Below are 22,780 nucleotides of genomic sequence, written 5' to 3'. Positions count from 1 at the left end.
CACGGCGCCTCACCGTCCTCCGGATGGACGTTTTGGAGCACTACGGACCGCCGAGTACTCCCGGTAGGCCCTCGAATTAAGAGCAGGCTGCCTACGCGCCACCCGCGAGCGCTTTGGCGGACCTTCGCGCAGGCTTGCCGAGTAAACATGTGTGCGGCGTGGTTCGTAGCCTCCATTACGCAACTGGGCTGCAGTCGCCGATGGTTTCGCATGGCGTCCCGAGCTTCCAGTAACCGAGGCCGAGCTTGAACCAGCCTTCTTGCTGATCTTGCTGGGCTCGACTGAGCCAACTTGATATATCGTCCCCTTCGTCCGGCGGCGCGGTACGTCGTCCTGACGAATCGGCCCCGACCGTCCGTGCGAGCCGGGAACCGACACCGAGCCCGGCCGCCCCGAAACAGGCACGCCACCACCAGCGGGTCCCTGACCGCTTGTCCCGCCAGACGCGTGACCGATCGGCGCGCGACGGCCACTGGAAGTAGCGCCCTGCTCTTCGTCACCGCCGTGAGGGCTGCGTCGACCCAGGGGCGGCATGGTCCGGTAGTTTCGGTTGGTCTCGACGCGCTCCCCCGGACTCGTGTCCCCTGGTTGTCGACGCCCGTCTTTCGGACGTTCTGTGGGCGTCGGCGCGGATCCCCGGCTACGAAGCGCCGTGACCACACGCCGGACGGCTTGAACTGCCCCACGCCGTGCATACGATCCCATCACCATGCTGCCAAGCCCTGGGCGCATGGACGATGTCAGACTCTCCAGCAGGCGTCGGAGCCGATAAGCCGCGACAAGAACAACCAACGCCAGACAGGTCACCGGGAGCCACCCGAGAGTGCTACTCATCGTGAAGACGGCCGTCAGCATCGAGAGCGCGATGCCGAATACAAGCATCGCCGCCACCGATTGAAGGATCAGTCCAAGGAGCGACTCTAGCCAGTTCATGCCCCATTGCCGTGAGCGCCCGGGAACGATGAACAAGCATGCGAAGATGACGCCGACCACCAGGAGCACTAGACAGCCGACGAACGCCATGAGTGCCGTAACGGCGAGGCCGATGATCAGGTACGCATAGATCGCTGCCGCGACCCCCGCAACGAGCAGCACCCCAACGCGCCCAAAGGCATTCTCACCCTTCGCCCACTTGACCGTTGGAGCATCGCCGCTTCCTTCGCCCTTGGCTACAACGTTGTTGATGTAGTCCATGCGCTTGTCGGAGTCGACCCCTACGTCCAGCAGGCCCTTTCCGTACCGCTTGCACGCGTCAATCGATCCGAACTCGGCGATGCACCACGGTGTTGCGGCGAACCCTCGCCACGCGGAGTCTCCGGACTTCCGAAGCATTGTGTCGCGTGAATTTCCGGGGAACGCCGGTTCCGGCATCTCGATCGGGGTCTTGAGGGTCTGGCCAAGAACTTGATCCGACGCACCCATCACTGTTTGGGCGCCAACCTGCCTTGCGCCGTCGATTCCCTTGAGCCACGTTGCGGCGCCGAACGCGAGACTGATCGCGAGGAGACCAGCCGCAAACACCCACACAAGCTGTCCGAAAGAGGTCCCCGTCGAACGGCGATGTACGTACGCTGCGATGGCTCCGAAAGCGAGCGCTGACGGCAACAACCAAGCGGTCAACTGTCCACTGACGCCACCAATCGCGCCCGAAGTCGCGTTCATCAAGGGGCGAATGTCGGTGAACGAAAACAGCCACCATCCGACGGAGATCCCAGCGCGTGTGGCCGCGACGACGAACATCATCAGCAAATTGGCGAAGGAGTTGAAGATCGGCCGCAATGGGTCCCGCAGGCTGCCCTCGAAGTCAAGGTTGAATGCCATCGGCGAGTACTGCTCGAAGAGTGTTTTGGTGTCGCCGTGCGTCAAGTCGGGTGTCGGCAGCAGGTCCGCGAAGCCCGTCGGCGTCGTCGGCTGCTTGGGGTCGGCGGCGAGGGCGACCTGGGAGGTGATGATGAGGGAGATGGCGAGGACGGTTAGAGCCGTTCGGGTTCGGCGCTGCCATCTCATGCGACGTGCTCCTTGCCGCTGGAGGGCTTGGTGGGTTGTTCAGTGGGGTCGTAGGCGGGGTACATCGCCTCGTTGTAGGCGGCCTCGTCTGCTTCTTGGTCGTAGACCTCGTCGGGGCCGATGGGTGAGTCGTGGCGGAGGGCGCGACGGTGGTCATCGGGGGCGTCCTGGCCGTTGGGGATTGGCGGGTGGCCGTTTTGTTGGGCGACCGCTGGGGGGACCGGTTGGGACGGCTGAGAGGACGCTTGTTGCGGGGCCGCCTCTGCCGCGGGTTCTGGGGGCGCGGGCTGGCGCGGCGGTTCAGTGGGCTCAGGCCCCGCAGGCTGAGGAGCCGTGGCGTTCGCTGGGTGGGTCGCGGCCGCGGGTGGTGTGGGGAGCGGCTGGTTGACCTGGACCGGCGCTGCAGCTGAGGGACCAGGAGTCGGCGGTCGGGCAGGCGCGGTCACGTGGTCCTGGAGTTGGGCAGCAGGTGCCGGCTCGAGGAACTCTTCGTCGTCTGCGAAGGGGTCTTCGGGTTCGTACGCCGGAATCGCGGGAGCCGCGGCGGTCGCGTGTTCGGATTCGGGGGTGGTGCGGAGCAGGGCTGCTACCCGTTGGCTGGGGATGTCGATCTGGACTGTGGCTACTTCGTCCCAGCGGTCTCGCATGATGCAGTGGCCGTGGCGGATGGATTTGCCGTTGGCGGCGGTGTTGATGCCGCGGACCAGGGTTTGGTACGGCGGGGTTTGCGGGCGGCCCAGGAGCTCCAGCAACGAGTCGACCTGTTCGCGGGAGCGGAGGCTGAAGGCGAACAGAGTGGTGATCTGCTCGACGAGGCCGGGGAGTTTCAGGATCGAGGCCGGGTCCTGGGTGTCGAGGACCAGGGAGGCGCCCAGGGCGCGGCCGACACGGGCGATGTAGTCCAGGAAGGAGGCGCCGTCGGGGGTCTTCGTCAGCAGGTGGACCTCAGGGACGATGACGACCTTGGAGCGGCCGCGAAACTCGCGACGTCCCGTCGTACGGACCATCCAGGCCAGGCAGCCGCGGAGGCAAGCCATGCCGACGCGTTCGATCGGGGACCAGGACTCGGGGGCCGACTCGGGGGACGGCAGCGTCAGACCGGGCATCTGGACGACCCAGAGGCCTGGGTTCGTGGTCAGGGAGGAGAGGCCCGATGGGGGGCCGGCGACGACGGAGCCGAGGCCTGTCTCGACCAGGTCGCGCAGCGCGAAGCCGACGGTCCGCACAGTCTCCGAATCGGAGGCACACAGCCGCTGGATCACACCCCACGACGACGGATCAGGTGACTGAATCTCAGCACGGGTGGCAGCCATGACTGGCGCCTCAGCCGCACCGCGCAGGTGTGGTGGCAGCAAGAGCATCAGCTGCGAGGGGGCTTGCAGCAGTGCGTCATCAACAGGCAGCACCCGCAGCAGGTCTGCAGCACCGGAGAACTGCGCCGTGATCTCAATGACAGCAGTCGGTACGCCGTATTCCGCCGCGACCGCGGACACGCCGGCAGCGTCGCCCTTCAGGTCCAGCAGCGGCACCCACGCACCGGCGAACGCGGAGTCCAGACCGCCCAGCATCGCGGCAGTCGTCTTCCCTCGACCAGACCGGCCGAGGAACAGCGTCGTGGTCGCGTCACCCAGTGCAGAACCAGCTGCGGCATCGAAACGCACCAGACCGGGCGTAGAGCCGGTCAGATAGCCGATGGCCGGCCCAGTGGCGTCACCGATCGACGCGCCGCCCCAGAACCAGGACCCGAAGAACGCGGTCGACTCACGCACGTGCCCGAGGTCGGGCACACGCAACTGGTCACCCGGCAAGGACTCCAGCCACAGGTCGCGCTGCTCGTCCGCCCCGGCGGCAACGGTGATGCCCCGGTCCGCGTAGTGCGCGATGACCGCGTCGACGTACGCCTCGAGGTCCTCACGCGTGTCCGCGCTGACCAGCAACCGAGGGTGGTCCTCGACCAGCGTCAGACCGCTGCGGTTGATGTCGCGCTTGACCTCACGCATGACGCGCTCGGTCTCGACGATCTCGTCGGCCGTCTCCTCCGCCGTACCCTTCGCGGCCGAGCGGCGCTGCTCCTTCGCGCTCTTCCGGGTCTCGTCGACCAGATGGCGCGCGGTCTTCTTCGTCAGTACGCGGAACCGGACGGAGGCCTCGACGGTGACGTCGATCTCGTCGCCGTCGTCGTCGATCGCCTTGATCTCCGACAGCGTCCGCAACCACTCCCCCGCGCCCGGTGTCTCGAGCTCTTCGGGGAAGTCCGTCATCGCGAGGACAGTCGTGTACGCCGCGATCTGGCCACGCGTGTCGTAGATCCGCAGATGGTCCGTGTACGGCACCACGCGACCGGACGTCAGCCGCGCCAGCGAGGCACCCGTGATCAGACCGCGTCGCGGCGCCGCGACCGCACCGCGGTGCATCTCGCGGCTGATCAACCAGGAAATCACCTCAGCCGGCGCAGTGTGGGCCCGCCACACGGTCGAGCCGAGCTGACGGGCGAGCTTGCGCACCCGCTCGTCCAGGTGCGCGAGCTCGCGCGCGCTCACCCGCCACGACGTCGTACCGAGGGCATCGCTGATCGAGCCGCGGACCTGCGCGGTTGCCCGCGGGTCGCGGTCGGACAGGTGTACGCCGAGTGCGACGTACCGCTCCGGCATCCGCATCTCGTCGATCCGGTCGGCCCGGGTCTGCGCCCACGCCTCGTGGTCGCCGAGGCGGTAGTGGCCGGCCACAGAGTCCATGTAGTCCTGGCCGGTCGAACGGCCCCAGACCACCTTCAGATGGCTGAGCCGGTCACCGAGGATCGTCGCCGCCGCGCTGACCGCCGCGTCCAGGGCCGCGTCCTGCTCGGCCTCGGTGGCCAGGTCGGTGTTCGCCACCGAGATCAGGAACCACGCCTCGGCGCTGCGCTCGGTCACCAGCAGGCCGTCGGCGATGGCCACAAGACGAGGTGGCGGCAAGCCGCGCTCGCGGCCGACCCCCACCAGGTTCAGGAGCTTGTCAGCGATCTTCATCCGCGGCCCTTCCCTGACGACGTCCTGCGACTCACCCGTTGTACGTAATCCGAGCCCAGCAGGCGTGCCCGCTGGTTGACGGTGATGTCCGCGCCCGCGCGGACCATCGGGTCGACCTCCACCACGACCTCACGTTCCCACTCCGGCGTGACCCGGGCCTTGGCCAGGTCGGCCACCTTCCGGGTCGAGAAACGCTCCCGCCAGGGCAGGTACTCCGTCTTGTCGGCGGCGCGCGCGCCCAGGCCGATGATCGGGCGGTGCGCCCGCAACGCGTACCGGACGGTGAGCGCCCACTCGGTCACCCGCCGGCGACGCTCGTGGAACCTGCCGGGGCGCCAGCCGAACGCGGTGATCACGAACGGCGGCACGACGTACAGGCTGACCGTGGGTTTCTTCGGTACGCCGATGAACGGGAACAGCAACGCGATCCAGAGCACGATGATCACCGCTCCGAAGATGATCATCCGGCGCCGGGCGCCTTCTCCGAGGTCGATCCCGAGCAGGTCGTACTGCCGGGTCTCGATCTCGAAGTGGTGGGTCAGGGTGCGGCCGACTCGCATCAATTACCTCCGGACAGCAATCCCCAGAAGCCCTTGAGCACGTTGATGGTCTGGTTGTTGGCGTAGATCAGCCCGCCGACCAGCACCCCGGCCGCGATGTGGCCGAACAGCTCGCCCCACTCGCGCTTGAAGTAGTGGCCGATGGCCCGCAACACGAGGATCGCGATGAAGATGTTCCCCGCGATGACCAGGACCCAGTCCTTGAAGTCCGCGCCCGTCGGCACATTGGGGTCGGCCATGGGCACGGCAAGCTGAAGCACGCTCGCAGCCAGTTCGTGAGTCGTCATTGCGGTGTCTCCCTTGTTGCCTCGGTCATCCGATGGCCAGTAGCTGGATTCATCCGACGGCAGCCACTTGCCATCGCTGTGCTCCGTCCGTGGCGACAGTACGCCTCAGCGTGAGCGTGTAGGTCTGGCTCAGAGTGGTGTCACCCACCCCGTCCCAGGTGACGGCCGCGGTCGCCCGCCGCTCGTCGTCGTTGCCCGCGTACACCTGCCAGTCCTTGAGTTCACTGAACTTCACCGCACCGTTCAGGCTGCGGATGGTCGAACCGGGTGCGGTCACCGCGGACACTTTCTTGTCGGACTCGGCATACGCCGCGAAGAACGCCTCCGCATCCGTCTCGGTCGCGGCGGTCAGGTCGTCGTCCGGCTTGCCTGCCTCCGGCATGTTGCTCGGCAGCGGCGCCCGCTCGTCCGGGACGAACGTCGGCGGCCCGCTGACCACGACCCGCGACGCGGTCCGCGCGACCGGGACCGAGATGCGCTGCCAGGCGATCGGGCCGGCGGCCCAGCTGCTGCCCCGCTTGGTGAACGTGTACACGCGGACCCGGACGTCCACGACGGCCGTGATGCCGTTGGAGTCGGCCGTCACCTCGCCCGGGTACGCGACGTCGGCGGTCTGCTTGCCGCGGCCGTTCCAGCCGGCGGCGCTGTCCAGGCCGGCGGCGAGGTCCAGGCCGATCTGCGCCGGACGGGCGTTGGGGTTGCTCTCGTCCCAGGTCAGGTACGACATGGCGTACCGCGTCGCGACCGCACTCGCCTCCGCGGACGGAAAGCTGCTCTGCCCGCTGACCACCGTCTCCGGCGTCTTGTTGGGTGCGATCCAGGAACGGATGCCACTGATCGCGGCCAGCAGCAGTACGACGACCACGAGGCCGCGGAAGAACCGCCGGGCCCACGTGGAGAAAGAGGACTCCGGTTCGGTCGACCACGGCGTCTGCCCGGGCTCCAGCACCTCGCGGACCGGCCCGGGCGCCGCGTGGGCGCCGTGGGGCGAACGCTGTTTCAGGCGTTCGGGAGTACGAGGCGCCGGGCCCTGCGGCGGTGCCTCCGGAGGGCGCGCACCAGGACGACGCGGCGGTGCCATCACGCCACCGGGCGGCGGCGCCGGGTTCTGCGGAGGCTGACCGTGGGGAGCGGCGTACTGCGCGGCTACACCCTGCGCCTGGCGAGGGGTAGGTGACACCGGCCCGCCGGGGTGGGCCCACCACTCCGGCGCGGTGCTTTGCGGGCGTCCTTTGCCCGCCTTCTTCCGGCGCTGATCTGTCCTGCGCTGGTCCGACCAGTGCTCACCTTTTGGCGGCAGATTCAGCAACGTTCGCCACCAACTCATCCCTACCCGCCCCTCAGACAGCAGTTACGCGGACAGTAGCCGGGAGAATACGGCAAGCGACCGCACTCCGGGAGACCTGAACCCAGGATCCGGATAGTTCATCGCTCTCCGCTGCCATACTGTTACCCCACTCGCGGGCAGTGTCACCCTCGCCGTCACTTCTAACGGCCAAGCGTGACACCTTCGGTACCGTCGTCATAGCTCCTCTCTCATGCCCGCTCGGGTCGGGCGGGCAGCGCACACCATGCCACACGCCGCGGACAGGTTCGAAAATCCGTGCGAACAACATGGTAAGGAACGCATCAAGCGATCACTCATAGTAACCGATGAGCCGGACCGCCTGTGGAAAACTCTCCCGTGGCGAAGGGGTCAAAATCGGCTGTGTACAACCGCTTGCCGAGAGCGCTTCCGGGCATAAGGTCGGAGTGATCCCTGCTACCCCTGGAGGACCAGGATGGAAACTCGCCGACTGGGCAGACTCGGCCACCAGAGCTCGGTGCTGATCTACGGCGCCGCATCGCTCGGCGGCGTCGACCAGGACCGCGCCGACGCGTCGATCCAGGAAGCGCTCGACGCGGGCCTGAACCACTTCGACGTGGCCGCCGACTACGGCGACGCCGAGCTCCGGCTCGGACCGCGGATGCCGGAGATCCGGGACCGGATCTTCCTCGCCACCAAGACCGGCCGCCGGACGTTCGAGGAGGCCTGGAGCGAGATCAACCGGTCGCTGGAGCGGTTGCAGACCGACCACGTCGACCTGATCCAGATGCACGCCGTGTGCGACCTGGAGAACCTCGATCTCGTGACCGGCAAGGGCGGATCGCTGGAAGCGGCGATCCGGGCCAAGGACGAGGGCATGGTCCGCGCGATCGGCATCACCGGCCACACCGCGCAGGCGCCGTCGGTGCACACCGAGGGGCTGCGCCGGTTCGACTTCGACAGTGTGCTCACGCCGCTGAACTACAAGCTGTCGACGGATCCGCAGTACGCCGATGACTACGCGGCCCTCGTGGAGGCCGTCAAAGCGTCGGACGCGGCGCTGATGACGATCAAGATGATCGCCCGGCGGAACTGGGCCGAAGGCGAGCAGAAGACGTACGACACCTGGTACCGGCCGTTCGACGATCAGCGCTACATCACGGCCGCGACCGCGTGGCTGCTGAACGGGCATCCCGAGATCACCGGGCTCGCTACCGCGGGTGAGACCCGGCTGCTGCGGCAGATGATCGTCGCGGAGCGCGAGCGCGCCGACCTCACCCCGGAGGCCGCCGCCTCGATCCTCGACGAGGTGCAGGACTACGCGTCACCCTTCGTGGACATGCCCATCTGAGACAACGTGGCCCAGGTCACATACGAGACTCCGCATTCCGGTCAGTCGTACGGCGTACGAGAACGGCCGGCGTACCGGGCCGGGGATGCGGGAACAATTCGGCCGCCGATCGTTGTTGACAGACACGTACTCATCTACTTTCGGAGGTCGTAGTGGCAACGGTCGAGCTGACCCAGGAGAACTTCAACGACGTGGTCGGTAGCGACGGCCTCGTCCTGGTGGATTTCTGGGCCGAGTGGTGTGGCCCGTGCAAGATGTTCGGGCCGGTGTTCGAGAAGTCGTCCGAGCAGCACGGTGACATCACCTTCGGCAAGGTCGACACCGAGGCGCAGGGCGAGCTCGCGCAGGCCTTCCAGATCCGGTCCATCCCGACGCTGATGGCAGTCCGCGACGGCGTCGTTCTGTACTCCCAGGCGGGTGCGCTCCCGGCCGCGAGCCTGGAGGACCTGATCGGCCAGCTGCGCGCGGTCGACATGGACGAGGTCAAGGCCCAGATCGCCGCCCACGAAGCCGAACACGGCGCCGAGCCGCACACCCACTGATCCGAACAGTTCAACGAATCCGGGGACTCCCGTCGAGTCCCCGGATTCGCTTTGTCCGGGCTCAGTAGTCGCGGGAGCTGAGGACGCAGAATTCGTTGCCTTCTGGGTCGGCCAGGACTGTCCAGCCGAGGCCCTCGGGTTGGCCGACGTTCACTCTCTGAGCGCCGAGGGCTTCCAGGCGGGCGATTTCGGCGTCGCGGTCCTGGCTGGTGTGCGGGGCGAAGTCGAGGTGCAGGCGGTTCTTCACCGTCTTGCCCTCGGGCACGGGGACGAACACCATCCCGGGGCCGATCCGCTCCCACGGCAGGTCCTTGATGCTGTCCGGCTCGACCCAGCCGGGCACGTTCACGCATTCGTCATCGGTCTCGATGATCGTCTTCCATCCGAATGCCTCGGCCCACCAGGCCGCTTGCTTGCGTACGTCGTGGCAGTCGATGACGACCGTGTACCAGCGCAGCACCATGGCATACCCCTCCCAGAAGTCTGAGGGAGCACAATCGCACAGCCCACCGACAGAAAAGAGCGGGCCCTGGGCAGGAGAAAGACGCCAGGGCCCGCTCTCAGGGCTGACCGGAGCGGCAACGTGGTGGCCTGAGGAGGTGCGGGCAGGTGAGGTACTGCCCGAGGAGGGTCACCGAAGGGGCTGCTCGAAGAGACGGTCAGCGGGAGGGAGGGACCACGTCGTTGGGGTCCCTCCTGCCGAGAGTCAGCGGAGTGGGTTGAAGGGACGCAGTTCCGCCGGAGTGCGGCCGGTGGTGATGGTCTCGGCCAGCAACTGGCCGGTGATCGGGCCGAGCGTGATGCCCCACATACCGTGCCCGCCGGCGGCGAACACCCGTGGCGACGCGGTCGCGCCGATGATCGGCAGGCCGTCCGGGGTGCAGGGCCGCGGCCCGACCCACTCGAAGGTCCTGGCGTCCAGGTCGGCGTCCCGCAGCAGCGGCCGGGCGGCCTCGACGATCGCGTCGATGCAGCGCGGGTCGAGCTTCGCCTCGGGCTTGCGGAACTCCATCATCCCGGCGACCCGGAGCCGGTCGCCCAGCGGCGTGCAGGCGATCCGCTGCGCCGGGAAGTACACCGGGCCGGCGGGTACGTGCGCCATGGGCACGCTGAAGCTGTACCCGCGACCGGCCTGTACGACGGTCTTGACGCCGAACTGCCGCGCCAGGTCACCCAGCCACGCACCGGTCGCCATCACGACGGCGTCGAACGGATCGGTCTCGCCGTCACCGGTGACGAGCCGGACACCGCGGATCTCGTCGACGATGTCCTTCACGACCACGCCGCTGATGATCTGCCCGCCGCGGGCGACCACCGAGTCGGCGAGCAGCTGGACGTACTCGCCCGGGTTGATGAACCGCTGCCCGTGCAGCCGGATCGCCGCACCGATCTCGTCGGACAGCGACGGCTCGATCTCGCGGGCGTCGTCACCGCTGATCGCCTCGAACTCGATGCCCTGGCCGGCGGCGTGGATCTGCTCGATCTCCTCGAGCAGCACCTTGCGCTCCTCGACGGTCCGGTAGGCGGCCAGGAACGACTTGGCCTCGTAGGTCTGTGCCTCGACCCCGGCCTTGGCCAGGAAGTCGAACGCGGGCAGGGCCTGCCGGTTGATCGGGACCAGCGCGTCCATGGCGGTCTTCCAGCGTCCGGCGGTGCTGTTGCGAGCGAAGCGGGTGAGGAACTTCAGGAGCCGCGGGCTCGCGGTCGGTGGAACGTACACCGGTGAGGCAGGGCTCAGCACCGCACGGACGCCGTACTTGAGGACCGCTGGTTCCGGGAGCGGGGTGGCCAGGCCGGGGGTCAGCCAGCCGGCGTTGCCCCAGGACGCGCCGGCGGCGACGCCCTCACGGTCGAGCACGGTCACCTCGACGCCGGCCTCCTGGAGGAACCAGGCGGTGGCGAGGCCGACCATCCCGGCGCCAACGACGGCGACGCGATCGGGAACCAGATACGTGGAACCAGCTGTGGTCATGTATCGATGGTGGGGCCGCCGCCAGCGCCTGTCATGGTGCGATCACACCATTGCCCGGGCGAATGACTGTGCTCATCGCACAATAACCCGCACAATGGGCGCATGATCTCTTCGTCCGACCTGATCGTCGCCGTCGGTCCCGCGCTGTTCGAGGTCGTAGTCCCAGGCAAAGGCGACCGTGAGGTCCGGGACGTCTTCCTGGCCGACCCGCAGGAACCTGCGACGGGTCAGCCGGGCGACCTGGTCCTCGGACTCGGTCTACGCGACGCAGAGGACGCCGTGGAGCTCGTGGAGCGCTGCGCGGCCGGCAACGCCTCAGGGGTGGTTCTCCGTACGGCGCTAGCGCACCAGCCGACCGTGGTGGCGGCAGCCGAACGGGACGCCATGACCCTCGTTGCACTGCAGCCGAGCGTGACGTGGGCGCATGTGGTCTGGCTGCTCCGCGGTGTACTCGACCGAGCGGCTGCACCGGACTCCCCCGCCGCTGGCGACGCCGGTGTGCACCAGGAGCTGTTCGCACTGGCTGACGCCGCCGCTGCGATCGTCGACGCCCCTGTGACGATCGAGGACAACCAGTCCAGGGTGCTGGCGTACTCCTCCGGCCAGGACTTCACTGACCCCACCCGTGTATCGACCATCGTCGGACGCCGGGTGCCACCCGAGGTGATCGCACACTTCCGGGCCCGGGGCATCTTTCGACGACTAGCGCGATCCAGCGAGCCGTTCCTGGTGCCAGACGGACCGAACGGCATCCGCCCGCGTCTCGTCGTACCCGTCCGGGCTGGTGGTGAGTGGCTGGGGTCCATCTGGGCCGTCGTCGACGGTCCGGTGAGTGACGCGGTCACGGCGGAGCTCAGCAACGCCGCCTCTGTCCTCGCCTTGCACCTGTTGCGGCTGCGGGCTCAGGCCGACGTGGCGCGGCGGAGTGCGATCGACCGGCTGCGGACGATCCTGCGGCAGTTCTCCCCGGACAATCCGGTCGACGTACGACTCCCGCGGCAGCCGTGGCGGGTTGTGGCCCTCGGGTCGCCCGAGGGGTACGACGTACCGCAGCAACTCGACCTGTGGGAGTCGACCGGTCGCCGGCACGGTTGGAGCGAGCCGCAGCTGGCCGACCTCGACGGGACAGTGCTGGCTGTTGTTACCGACACTGACGGACCAGGGTCATGGACTTGGTTGCAGAAACTCGTTCTCGAACAGTCGGCGGGTACGTACGCCGCTGCCGGTGGTCCCGCGCGAGGTCCAGCCGATCTGCCGAGCTCACGCGCCGAGGCGGTCGAGCTGCTAGGTCTGGTACGGCGGGGTGTCGCGCCAGGGCCGGCGTTGCGGGTCGAAGAGGCGTGGCACTTGCTGACGGTGCATCGGGCAGTCACGTCGCTTGATACCACCAAGATGGATGGTCCGCTCGCGACGTTGCTGCGGCACGACATCGAGCACGACACGGGGTACGTGGAAACGTTGCAGGCCTGGCTTAACTTTCCGGGGCAGCCACAGCGTGCGGCGCGGGAGCTGCACCTGCACACCAACACGTTGCGGCACCGGATGAAACGGATCGGGGAGCTCTCCGACCTCGATCTGTCGGACCCGCGCGAACGGCTGGCGTTGCAGCTGCAGATCGCCGCCGTCCGTACTGAGCACTGAAAATCGGCCACTGAGATCTACGCCACAGCCCTCTGTAACAAGGCTTCACATTCCGGCAACTGTTGGGCAACATCCGCCTGACAGAGTCTTCCTTGTCAGCAGGTCCGACCCTTCACCAGGGGGCCGGAAAGGCTGCCGGTCCGAGCTTTTCACCAGGAAGCTCGGGCCACCTGTGGGGCCCGGCGATTGTCTGAGCGATCGCCGGGCCCTACGACGTTGCCGTACGACGTTGCCAGAAACCTTGCCTAGGACAACCGGTTCACGATGGTGCGGTAGACACCCGGGAGCGCGGCCGCGGCGGGAACGATCCGCGGTGCGAGGACTGGTCGATTGCGGGCCCACAGCAACGATGCGGTGAGCAGGCGGCATTCCCAGGAGACGCGGCGCCAAGCTGCCTCGTAGTCCTGCGGGCGGTCGGCGCGGACGCAGTCGACCAGTTCGGCGGACGTGCGCAACGCGACCGCGATCCCTTCGCCGGTCAGCGCGTCGACGTACCCGGCAGCGTCGCCGACGAGTAGGACCCGGCCGGCGGTCCGGGCGCTGACGCGTTGGCGGAGCGGACCCGCCCCCATCACGGCACTCGCCGCAACCGCACCATGCAACCGGCGCTTGAGCAGAGGGAACGCGTCGAGGTGTGAGTCGAAGGTGCCGCGCGCGGAGGTGAGGACGGCGACGCCGACGAGATCGTCGGCGATCGGAGTCACGTAGGCCTCCCCCAGACGAGACCAGTAGACCTCGACGAGATCGGTCCAGGGCGAGACCGCGAAGTGCTGGCGGAGTCCGCGACGTACCTCACCGGAATTCTCACCACACAAACCCAACTGGCGGCGGATGGGTGAGTGGAGGCCGTCGGCGGCGGCTAGGTAGCGGGCGGTTACGCCGGCGGCGGTGATGGAGGTGGTGTTCTGGGTGATGGGGCCGACCCGGGCGCGAAGGACCGGGATATCTAGCGCTGCTAGCCGGGACATCAGCGCGGCGTGCAGCGTCGTACGGCGTACTCCGAGGCCCGGACCGGCGGTGAAACGGGCGTCGACGCTGTGTCGTCCGTCGAGATAGCGAATGCCGTGGAACGGACGACCGGAAAGTTCCACGCCCAACCGCTCCAGGTAGAACACGGCACTGTGGGCGATGCCTTCACCGCACGCCTTGTCGATCGGCGCCGAGCGCGGCTCGACGACCACGACAGACAGGCCCGCCAACGCTGCCCGGATCGCCGTGGCAGCACCCGCTGGACCGCAGCCGGCCACCAGAAGATCGATCACGTCACCAGCGCGGACTTCAACGCGGCCTCCTCGGCGCGGATGCGGACGGCCAGCAGCGGAATGTTCAGCAACGTGAACACGACCGCAGTCACCCACGCCGTGTGCACCAGCGGCAAGGCGATCCCCTCCGCCACAACCGCCACATAGTTCGGGTGCCGGATCCAGCGGTAGGGGCCACGTGCAACCAGCCGGAGACCCGGTACGACGATCACCCGCGTGTTCCACTGATGGCCGAGCACCGTGATGCACCACCAGCGCAGCCCCTGCGCGAGCAGCACGACCACGAACATCGTCCACCCGAGCCACGGAACGAACGGCCGGTGCAACGCCTCCACCATGCACGCCGCCAGCAACAACGTGTGCAGCGCGACCATGAACGGGTAATGGCCCCGCCCTGACTCCACGCCGCCCTGCGCGAAACTCCACTTCGCGTTGCGCAGCGACACGACCAGCTCGGCCACCCGCTCAGCAGCGACGAGCAGCACCAACCCCAGATACCAGCCGTACATCACCACTCCATCAGCACGAGCTCGGAACAGAAACCAGGACCCATCGCCAGCAACAACCCAGGACCTGCAGGATCCAGCCTCATGGTGTCACCGAGCACGTGCAGCACCGAAGATGACGACAGGTTGCCGACCGCATCGAGCGATTTCCACGTCAGCTCCAGCGCGCCCGGCCGCAACGACAACGTCTCCGCCACCGCCTCCAGCACCTTCGGCCCGCCCGGATGACTCACCCACGTCCCGATGTCCGGAACAGTCAGCCCATGCTCCCCGAGGAACCCGCGGACGTCGTCACCCAGGTACTGACGCACCACCTCGGGTACGTCGGCCCCGAGCACGATCCGGAACCCGCCCGACCCGACATCCCACCCCATCACCCGCTCCGAGTCCGGGTAGAGCCGCGAACGCGTCGCCACCACGGACGGTCCCGACGCCGCCGGATGTTCCGACCCTGTCAGCACCACAGCCGCCGCGCCGTCCCCGAACAACGCGCCGCCCACCAGGTTCGGCAACGACGAGTCGTCCCGCTGCAACGTCAACGAACACAACTCCACCGACAGCAGTACGGCGACATGCTTCGGCCACGCCTTCAGGTAGTCGTGCAGCCGCGCGATCCCCGCCGCTCCCCCGACACACCCCAGCCCGAACAGCGGCAGCCGCTTCACGTCCTCCCGCATCCCGAGCCGCATCGCGACCCGCGCATCGATCGACGGCGCCGCGACCCCGGTCACCGTTGTGAACATCAGTACGTCGACATCGTCGAGCGTCAGCCCCGCGTCCTTCACCGCGCCCGCGACCGCCTCGGCTCCGAGGTCGACGGCCGCCGCGATCCACGCGTCGTTCGCCTCGCCGAAGTCCTTGAGTACGGCGTACCGCTCCAGCGGTAGCGCGAGCTGCCGGTACGAGACTCCCGCGTTCGCGTGCAGCCGGCGGAGCAACGCCGTACCGCGGCCGTCCGGGAGACAGATCGACTCGAACGCGGCCGTGAGCTCGGACTGCGGATACCGGTACGGCGGGAGCGCGGGCCGGACCGCTGCGATCCGCGTCATCGTGGCATCGTTACGTCGGTGAAGACCGTGAAAGGTCTGGCTCTCGCCTGCCACCCCGGGCCTACTGTCGCCGTGACCGCTCTGGTCACGGCTGTCGCGTGGTCGGCCGGGCGAAGTCCGGCCGGGTGTCTCCTCGTCGCAGCAACGATCCTCACCGGCCACCTCTCGATCGGCTGGAGCAATGACGCGATAGATGCCGCCCGCGACACCATTGTGAACCGCCGGGACAAGCCAGTGGTGCGTGGACTGGTGAGTCGCCGGACGCTCGCGATCGCCGCGGGCGTGATGCTGGTCGTCACGGTTCCCGTCTCCCTCGCCAACGGTTTCGCGTCCGGGTTGATGCACCTGCTGTTCGTCGCCTGCGCCTGGGCGTACAACCTGGGCCTCAAGTCGACCGTGATCTCCTGGCTCCCGTACGCCGTCGCGTTCGGCGGACTGCCCTCGTTCGTGACACTCGGCACCGCGCAGGTCTGGGCTCCGTGGTGGGCGACGGCGGCGGGTGCCCTCCTGGGGATCGGTGCCCATCTGGCAAACGTCGTACCCGACCTCGCCGACGACCTGGCCACCGGCGTCCGCGGCTGGCCGCAACGCCTCGGCCGCTACGCCCGCCTCGTCGCACCGCTGCCGTTGGCGACCGCAACCGGTCTCCTGGTCATCGCGCCGTCCGGAGCGATCGGCATCATCGGCTGGACCGCCCTCGCAGTCGTCGCCGCCCTCCTGACCACGATCCTCCTGTGGCGCAACGCCCCCTTCCTTGTCACGATCGCCATCGCCGCGGTCAGCATCATCTCCCTCGTCCTCCGCGGCGACGCGCTGACGTAGGCCGGATCTCCGGGCCATCACAATCGGCGCCGCGGGTCGCGCGCCACGCTCGGGGCCGTCCGCCGCGGGCAATTGTGATGGCGTGGAGATCCGCCCCTAAGCCGCGTCCGGCTTCAGTGGGGCGTTGCTGCCGAGGATGGCGGCGGTGAGGGCTTCGGCGGGTTCTTTCGCGGCGCGGGGGTTGGTGATCAGGACCAGGTCGATGGAGGGGAGTTCGGGCAGGCCGGCGCTCGGGGGTGGCTCGACCAGGTCGGCGGGCATCAGGGAGCGGGCGAAGATCGCGATCCCGAGGCCGGCGCGGACGGCGGCGAGTACGCCGTTGACGCCGCGGACGATGCACGTGATCCGGCAGGTGCGACCGGCCTGCTCGAGCGACTGCACGCCGAGCGACCGGCTCAGCGACGGCGCCTGGTACGCGACCAGCGGGACCGGCACGTCGGGCGCGATCCGGGTCCCGGCGATCCCGGCCCAGACCATCGGGTCCCGTCGTACCAGCCGGCCGTTCGGCTCGTAGCCGCCGCCGGCGCCGTGCTTGACGTAGGCCAGGTCCAGGTGGCCGGACTCGACCCGGCGGAGCAGATTTGGGCTCTGGGCAACGGTCAGTTCCAGGTCGATCCGCGGGTACAGCTGGCGGAAGTCGCGCAGGATCTTCGGCAGCGGCGTGAGCGCCAGGTCGTCGGTCACGCCGAACCGCAGCCGGCCGCGCAGCTCCGAGCCGGTGAAGTACCCGGCGGCCTCCTCGTGGGCGGCCAGGATGGTCCGGGCGAACCCGGCCATCGCCTCGCCGTCCGCGGTCAGCGTGACAGTGCGCGTGTCACGGACGAACAGCGGCCGTCCGACGGCCGTCTCGAGTTTGCGGACATGTTGACTCACCGTCGGCTGCCGGATGCCCAGCCGCTCGGCCGCCTGGGTAAAGCTGAGCGACTGGGCGACGGCGAGGAACGTCCGCAGTTGGTCGGGGTCGTACATCGATATCCTTCCCATAACGTGACGCAATAAGACTAATAGGAGTAATTCGCTGGAGGAATCCAGCACCCAACGCTGAGGATGGTGATGTCCTCCCCTGACAAGTCCACTCGTGTAGGGATTGCTCTTGACCTCCCGGGCCACCGGTACTGTCCCGTCCACCGACTTCCATCTCCACCGCACCACCGACTCCGCCAAGCTCCGGGAGACGCAAGCGCGCCGGCCCGGCTTCAAGGACACCTTCAGCGCACTGCGGGTCCGCAACTTCCGCCTCCTGGTCAGCGGACTGCTGGTCAGCTCGACCGGCGGCTGGATCCAGCGCATCGCCCAGGACTGGCTGGTGCTCACGCTCACCGGCAGCGCCACCGCGGTCGGCATCACGACCGCGCTGCAGTTCCTCCCCACCCTCGTGCTCGGTCTGTTCGGCGGGGTGATCGCGGACCGGTTCCCGAAGCGGAAGATCCTGCTGGTCACGCAGATCACGATGGGCACCTGCGCCGGCGTCCTGGCGCTGACCGCCTTCACCGGTCAGGTCCAGGTCTGGCACGTCTACACGATGGCCTTCGTCCTCGGTCTCGCGACCGCGGTCGACAACCCGACCCGGCAGTCGTTCGTCACCGAACTCGTCCCGCGCGACACGGTCCGGAACGCGATCAGCATGGTGTCGTCGACGTTCCAGCTCGGCAGCCTGATCGGCCCCGCGCTCGGCGGTGTGCTGCTCGGCACGATCGGCGCGGGCTGGGCGTTCGCGCTCAACGGGCTGACGTTCTTCGCGTCGATCAGCGCGCTGCTGCGGATGCGCGAGAGCGAGATGCCTGGGTTCCACGCGGCCCGCAAGGCGAGCGCCGGGATGCGGATCCGCGACGGGCTGCGCGACGGCGTCCGGTACGCGTTCCACGAGCCGGCCGTGCGCTGGGCGATCGCGCTGGTCGGCATCTACGGGATGTTCTGCATCAGCCTGCCGGTGACGCTGACCGCCTTCGCCGACCGGGTCTTCCACACCGGCGCTTCGGGGTACGGCGTACTGAACTCGGTCGTCGCGTTCGGGGCCCTGGCAGGCGCCCTGCTCTCGGCCCGCCGCGTCCGGCCGACCCGCCTGCGGAACCTGATCGGTATCGCGTGCCTGCTCACGATCACCGAAGTACTGGCCGCGATCCAGCCCTCGCTGTGGACGTTCATCCCGGTGCTGGCGTCGATGGGAATGGCGACGCTGATGTTCCTGACCGCGGCCCAGTCGATGGTCCAGCTGACCACGCCGGACGGCCTGCGCGGCCGGGTGTCCGGGATCTACAACCTGGTCTTCATCGGGGGCGGCGCGATCGGCGGGCCGCTGGTCGGGTTCCTGGCCCAGCACTTCGGCGCCCGCTCGGCGCTGATGCTCGCAGGTCTGGTCCCCGCGGTGGCGACGGTCGCGATCGGCCTACGACTGCGGCGCGACGGCCAACTCCGGCTCGTACTGGTCCGGACCCGCTCCCCGTGGCACCAGGTCCCGATTCGCGTGAACCTCCAGCCGGCCGAGATCCAGCTGTCGGCCCCGAAGAGCACCCCGATCCGCAGCCGCACGTCGCGTCCGTTCGTCCTCGGCCGCAGGCAGCATGCCCGGTTGGACTCCCACGTTCGCCCGGCGCGCGCCGCCCGCCGCCCACAACACCACTGACTCCCGCGGCAGGGCCGAGCGGCTGCCTTCCACACCTCGGCCCTGCCCGGGCTCTTTGGGCTTTCACCAACCACTTCTCGTCCTGGCGCGTGGTTGGCGCACGGCCCAGCGCCCCAGCGCGGCGGGCCGTGCGTCAGCCGACGGATCCGCCGGAGCCGGTGGACATGGACGCCGAGGCGCCGAGCGTTCGCAGGTCTCCCTGTGCGGGGTGCGTGCGCGCCAGGGGACCGGTGGACATGGCGCGAATGAGGTTCAGGGTCACGGTGCGGGCGAAGGTGACCTCTCGGGTGGTCAGGGCGTGTTTGGAGTTCGGGCCGTGCAGGGAAGGGACCCAGTTCATCGAGCCGATGTCGAAGACGCCGGCGCCCGACGGCGCCGTGTAGTAGGTGGCGTCCGAGAACGTGTGGATCGACGGGCCGCAGGACACCGGGGAATGCGCCACTACCTGGAGGTTCGGTGGCGTTCCCGTGATCGGGTAGGCGCGGTCGACCTCGGTGGCTGTGAGACCTGGGTACGTCGATCCCTTGGCCGCACCGGTCCCGGCGTACAGGAAGAAGCTCGGATCGCGGACGGTGAACGACCCGACCGCCGGGAAGCATTCGTAGAGCATGCCGGTCAGTGAGTTCTCCGGGCGCGGGTCCGGCTTGCTCCGCCACTTCGCGGTGGTGTCCGGACGGTTCCGCAGCGGATCGAGGGTCGCGTCCTTGTACCCGACCAGCACCCGGCCGCCGTCCTCGTACCGCACTCGCCAGTACACGGCGTTCGCGCCCAGGAACGCGAGGTTCGTCCCGGCGTCCCGGGCTTTGGTGACGGCGGCGCGCATCGCGACGGTCCAGTACTCGTCATGCCCGAGCGACACCATCCCCCGCGCGCTCGCCAGTGCGCTCGGGTCGGTGGCCAGGTCGACGCTGGTCAGATACGCGAGCCGTACGCCGCTCTGCTCGGCCAACTGGATCAACGGCAACTCGGACTGCACGAGTGTCTTCGCGCCGTTGCCCTCGTACGGCCGGTCGAAGCTGACCCGATGCGCGCGCGAGGCGAACGAGTTGTCGGGACCGCTGTAGAGCGAGTAGCCACCCCACTGGTTGTAGGCCTCGTACGTGTTCACGGCGTTGACGACCACAACCGCGCCCCGCGTCGAATCGGAGCGGACCGTGATCGGGACGTACTTCTGCTTGCCGTTCGCCGCGGTCAGCAGCAACAGATACGCACCGGCCGGCCAGCCCGTCGTCGGTACGGTCATCGAGGGCTGCCACGTGGTGGTGACGAGATGGTCGGACGGCCGTACGGTAGGTGCGGGTTGCGCGCGACCCGGAACGCTCGCCGACGTCCACACCAGCCGCCCGCCGGTCCCGCCGTACCAGCCGATGCGGAAGGATCGTACGGTGAAAGCGCCTGCGGTCGACGTCACGAACAGGCGGAACGACTGCCCGCTGCGGACACTGACGTGATCGGCGTACCCGGCGAGCTCGAGCGGCCCTGCGATCCGTCGGGTGTCGATCCGCCAGGCCGTCGTCCCGTGCTTCGCGTTCTCCGCCGCGACGCTCGCACCGGACGCGCGGGCCGGGCCGGGCGTGGCGGACGGGCCGGGCGTGGCGGACGGGCCGGACGTGGCGGACGATGATGTCGCGGTCGGGCTCGCACCGGACGTCGGCGCCGGAGGCGCAGTCGACCTGCAGCCGGGTGCCAGCACCAGCGCCGTCAGCACCGTCAGGCCGGCCACCAATCCCCGACGTAAGTGACTCATGATCCCCTTTACGCCTTGGAACGCAGGTCGGCCGGTCTGAGCAGCTCGCCGACCGGACCGCCGGTGCCGCTGGTTGTCAACGGCGACTCATGGAGCTGCGCGAAGTCGCCGCGCGCCGGATGCGCGCGACCCAACGGTCCTTGAGCGAACGGAACACCTTCAACGTCACCGTCCGCCCGAACATTACCGCCGCCGGCGCGCGGGCGGGTACGTCGTACCCCGGACTGATCGGCGACGAGGCCGACCGCGCCTACCCGACCCCAGGGACTCCGGCGAACCTGCAGGTGGTGGCGCACTCGCCGACGACGTGCGGGCCGACGCGCCGCACGTACTCCGATGCGTCCTACTGCAGTGCGCCGTCCGGGGCTGGAGTGTTCGACAGATAGGTGGGGTCTGCTTGGAACAAACTGAGAAGGGCTCGCGCCCCCGGCTGGATCGGGCCGGGGGCGCGAGTGCCGGCGGGCGGGCCGGCTGGGCGGCATCAGGGAGATTTGATGACGCCGACCGGGGGCACCTTGACGGTGCGGTGGTGCTTGGTGCCGCCGAGGATCACCTTGCGGAGGGCGACGTTGTTCTTCGTGCTGGACTCGAACAGGCGGTTCTCCGGGTTGGCAGTGACCTGGACGTAGTACGTGCCGTTCGCCAGGTTCGTGATGTCGAAGGACTGACCCGGCAGTGTCTGCTCGTAGGTGTCGCCGGAGCCGACGTCGAGGACCTCACGCACCGACAGCGAGCCGTGGTCGCCGCACGCGGTGTGCAGGTCGGTGTTGTCCGGGTGCCAGTTCGCGTTCTTCACCGTGTAGTCGATGGAGTCCGTCGCGGCCAGGCAGAACGCCTCCTTCTGGCTGCGCACCACCTCGGTCTGCTTGGCGTTCAGCAGGCTGTAGCGGGCGAAGTCGGTGAAGTGCCAGTGGTTGTGGCCGTCCCGGCCGTCCCACTCCAGCGTCCCGGTGGTCTGGTACCCGACCTGCTTGCCCTGCGCGTTGTAGAAGTACTGGTACGCGTCCATCAGGTCCTTGCCCTGTCGCCGGAACCCGTCGAGCACCAGCGGCGACGGGCCTGCATTCCACACGGTCGCCGAGAACTGCAGGAAGTCCTTGTTCGCGTCCGGCGTACCTTCGTCGCCCGGCGCGGCCACGATGCCCCACGCAGGCACTGGCCGCAGGTCCGGCTTCGGGCCCTTCGGCACGCTCGCCTTACCGACCGGACGCGCCGCGTTAGGCTTCGGCGCCGCCGAACCCGAGCGCACCTTCGCAGCCCCGGAGACGTCGGACTTCCGCACCGTGACGTTCAACTTCACCGACGAATCCTTCGCGGGGATCTTGAAGAAGTCCCGGTACGCCTTGTTCACGGTCACCGTCGCCTTGTACTTGCCGACGGCAAGCCGCACCGGCTGCCCGTCGCCGTACGTCCGCGCCGACCACCCGGTCTGCAGTCCCCAGACCGCGCCCTGGGTGAACGGATTCGCCGTACAGCCGTCCGGGTACGGCGAGGTTGCCGGCGCATCCGGACGGGTCCGCGACCCGTCGCCGTTCAGGCAGACCGCCTGGTCCCTGTCGAGCACCTTCTTGCCCGCGGCGTCGGTCAGCGTGATGTGCAGGAACTTCCCCAGTCCGGAGAAGTCCGTGACGAGCCCTTTCGGCAACTTGCGGACCGGCTTGCCGTGGACGTACTGCGTCGCGACCACCGGCGAGCTGTACGACGCCCGCGTGGCGCGGACCTCGATCGGCGCGTTGCCGGCCACCAGGTGCGTACCGAGATCCAGGTCGACGCCGTAGTCCTCGACGCTCTCCAGCGTCACCTCGGTGCCTCCGGCAACCAACTTCACCGGCGGCGGAGCGGCCGATGACGCCGCCGACGCCCCGGCCGCTGCGAGTGCGACCAGACCGGCCGCCCCGGCCGCGGCGACCGCCGTCCGGCCGAGTTTCCTTGTGTTCACGATGACGGAACCCCCTCCTGCCTTCAGCCGGCATCCTCACGAGCCGGCCCGTTGCTGGTACGACGACCCGGCCGCGGAGCGAAGTTGATCAAGGTTCCATGGCAGTCCTGTCACACGAAGTAACAGGACCTCAATACTTGACTGCGTAAATTAAGCCG

Annotated in this window: 19 protein-coding genes; 6 read left to right on the top strand and 13 right to left on the bottom strand. The window is 68.5% G+C overall.

The features are described 5' to 3' along the window. Nucleotides 1-9: 9 nt before the first annotated feature. Genes EV651_RS02500 through EV651_RS02480 form a run of 5 tightly spaced genes read right to left on the bottom strand, consistent with a single transcriptional unit; the run spans nt 10 to nt 7,189 of the window. Complete coding sequence (locus tag EV651_RS02500; RefSeq protein WP_133781491.1) at nt 10-2,007, bottom strand: type IV secretion system protein; 1,998 nt, start codon at nt 2,005-2,007, stop codon at nt 10-12. Next, a complete protein-coding gene (locus EV651_RS02495; protein ID WP_133781489.1) occupies nt 2,004-5,015 on the bottom strand; it encodes an ATP-binding protein in 3,012 nt (1,003 codons plus the stop codon). Before EV651_RS02495 ends, EV651_RS02500 begins: the two co-directional genes overlap by 4 nt. After that, nucleotides 5,012-5,575 (bottom strand): hypothetical protein, encoded by a 564-nt coding sequence (locus EV651_RS02490; protein ID WP_133781487.1) that lies wholly within the window; start codon nt 5,573-5,575, stop codon nt 5,012-5,014. The genes EV651_RS02495 and EV651_RS02490 overlap by 4 nt, the downstream gene beginning before the upstream one ends. Next, nucleotides 5,575-5,862, bottom strand: coding sequence for a hypothetical protein (locus EV651_RS02485; protein ID WP_130380595.1), 288 nt, complete (start codon nt 5,860-5,862; stop codon nt 5,575-5,577). The genes EV651_RS02490 and EV651_RS02485 overlap by 1 nt, the downstream gene beginning before the upstream one ends. A 49-nt stretch (nt 5,863-5,911) precedes the next feature. Then, nucleotides 5,912-7,189 carry a conjugal transfer protein gene (locus EV651_RS02480; protein ID WP_133781485.1) on the bottom strand — a complete coding sequence of 426 codons (1,278 nt, stop codon included), beginning with the start codon at nt 7,187-7,189 and terminating at the stop codon, nt 5,912-5,914. A 454-nt stretch (nt 7,190-7,643) separates the two neighbouring features. Here EV651_RS02480 and EV651_RS02475 point away from each other — a divergent pair, with 454 nt between their 5' ends. Together EV651_RS02475 and trxA are read left to right on the top strand one after the other, a co-directional pair. Further along, nucleotides 7,644-8,519 (top strand): aldo/keto reductase, encoded by an 876-nt coding sequence (locus tag EV651_RS02475; protein ID WP_133781483.1) that lies wholly within the window; start codon nt 7,644-7,646, stop codon nt 8,517-8,519. A gap of 152 nt (nt 8,520-8,671) precedes the next feature. Continuing rightward, nucleotides 8,672-9,061 carry a thioredoxin gene (gene trxA, locus EV651_RS02470; protein WP_133781481.1) on the top strand — a complete coding sequence of 130 codons (390 nt, stop codon included), beginning with the start codon at nt 8,672-8,674 and terminating at the stop codon, nt 9,059-9,061. Nucleotides 9,062-9,122: 61 nt separating this feature from the next. Here the strand turns inward: trxA and EV651_RS02465 are convergent, their stop codons facing one another. Together EV651_RS02465 and EV651_RS02460 are read right to left on the bottom strand one after the other, a co-directional pair. Further along, complete coding sequence (locus EV651_RS02465; RefSeq protein ID WP_133781479.1) at nt 9,123-9,524, bottom strand: VOC family protein; 402 nt, start codon at nt 9,522-9,524, stop codon at nt 9,123-9,125. A gap of 243 nt (nt 9,525-9,767) precedes the next feature. Next, nucleotides 9,768-11,033 carry an FAD-binding oxidoreductase gene (locus EV651_RS02460; protein ID WP_133781477.1) on the bottom strand — a complete coding sequence of 422 codons (1,266 nt, stop codon included), beginning with the start codon at nt 11,031-11,033 and terminating at the stop codon, nt 9,768-9,770. A 102-nt stretch (nt 11,034-11,135) separates the two neighbouring features. Here EV651_RS02460 and EV651_RS02455 point away from each other — a divergent pair, with 102 nt between their 5' ends. Further along, nucleotides 11,136-12,674, top strand: a complete 1,539-nt coding sequence (locus EV651_RS02455) for a CdaR family transcriptional regulator (protein ID WP_133781475.1) — start codon at nt 11,136-11,138, stop codon at nt 12,672-12,674. A gap of 245 nt (nt 12,675-12,919) precedes the next feature. Here EV651_RS02455 and EV651_RS02450 read toward each other — a convergent pair whose 3' ends face one another. The 3 genes from EV651_RS02450 to EV651_RS02440 are packed head-to-tail and all read right to left on the bottom strand — an operon-like array spanning nt 12,920 to nt 15,491. Then, nucleotides 12,920-13,936, bottom strand: coding sequence for an NAD(P)/FAD-dependent oxidoreductase (locus tag EV651_RS02450; protein ID WP_133781473.1), 1,017 nt, complete (start codon nt 13,934-13,936; stop codon nt 12,920-12,922). Continuing rightward, on the bottom strand, nt 13,933-14,445 hold the full coding sequence (locus EV651_RS02445; RefSeq protein ID WP_133781471.1) for an isoprenylcysteine carboxyl methyltransferase family protein: 513 nt from the start codon (nt 14,443-14,445) through the stop codon (nt 13,933-13,935). Before EV651_RS02445 ends, EV651_RS02450 begins: the two co-directional genes overlap by 4 nt. After that, the gene (locus EV651_RS02440) at nt 14,445-15,491 is read right to left on the bottom strand and encodes a type III polyketide synthase (RefSeq protein WP_133781469.1); all 1,047 of its coding nucleotides are present in this window, start codon (nt 15,489-15,491) and stop codon (nt 14,445-14,447) included. The genes EV651_RS02445 and EV651_RS02440 overlap by 1 nt, the downstream gene beginning before the upstream one ends. Nucleotides 15,492-15,509: 18 nt before the next feature. Between EV651_RS02440 and EV651_RS02435 the strand changes: the two genes are divergently transcribed. After that, nucleotides 15,510-16,313: a UbiA family prenyltransferase gene (locus tag EV651_RS02435; protein ID WP_238156604.1), complete on the top strand. Its 804-nt coding sequence runs from the start codon at nt 15,510-15,512 to the stop codon at nt 16,311-16,313. Between the two features lie 96 nt (nt 16,314-16,409). On the opposite strand, the gene EV651_RS02430 is transcribed toward EV651_RS02435, so the two are convergent. Then, on the bottom strand, nt 16,410-17,282 hold the full coding sequence (locus EV651_RS02430; RefSeq protein ID WP_133781467.1) for a LysR substrate-binding domain-containing protein: 873 nt from the start codon (nt 17,280-17,282) through the stop codon (nt 16,410-16,412). A 124-nt stretch (nt 17,283-17,406) separates the two neighbouring features. Between EV651_RS02430 and EV651_RS02425 the strand changes: the two genes are divergently transcribed. Then, complete coding sequence (locus EV651_RS02425) at nt 17,407-18,936, top strand: MFS transporter (protein WP_133781465.1); 1,530 nt, start codon at nt 17,407-17,409, stop codon at nt 18,934-18,936. A 133-nt stretch (nt 18,937-19,069) separates the two neighbouring features. Here the strand turns inward: EV651_RS02425 and EV651_RS02420 are convergent, their stop codons facing one another. Further along, a complete protein-coding gene (locus EV651_RS02420; RefSeq protein WP_166658467.1) occupies nt 19,070-20,683 on the bottom strand; it encodes a N,N-dimethylformamidase beta subunit family domain-containing protein in 1,614 nt (537 codons plus the stop codon). A gap of 89 nt (nt 20,684-20,772) precedes the next feature. Between EV651_RS02420 and EV651_RS02410 the strand changes: the two genes are divergently transcribed. Then, the gene (locus EV651_RS02410; protein ID WP_133781461.1) at nt 20,773-21,069 is read left to right on the top strand and encodes a N,N-dimethylformamidase beta subunit family domain-containing protein; all 297 of its coding nucleotides are present in this window, start codon (nt 20,773-20,775) and stop codon (nt 21,067-21,069) included. Nucleotides 21,070-21,164: 95 nt separating this feature from the next. Here EV651_RS02410 and EV651_RS02405 read toward each other — a convergent pair whose 3' ends face one another. Continuing rightward, the gene (locus EV651_RS02405) at nt 21,165-22,622 is read right to left on the bottom strand and encodes a lysyl oxidase family protein (RefSeq protein WP_133781459.1); all 1,458 of its coding nucleotides are present in this window, start codon (nt 22,620-22,622) and stop codon (nt 21,165-21,167) included. Between the last annotated feature and the right edge of the window lie 158 nt (nt 22,623-22,780).

The sequence above is a fragment of the Kribbella sp. VKM Ac-2571 genome, from assembly GCF_004362255.1.
Lineage (GTDB): Bacteria > Actinomycetota > Actinomycetes > Propionibacteriales > Kribbellaceae > Kribbella > Kribbella pratensis.
Note: the sequence above shows the minus strand (reverse complement) of the source record. Positions and strands in the feature narration are given on the sequence as shown.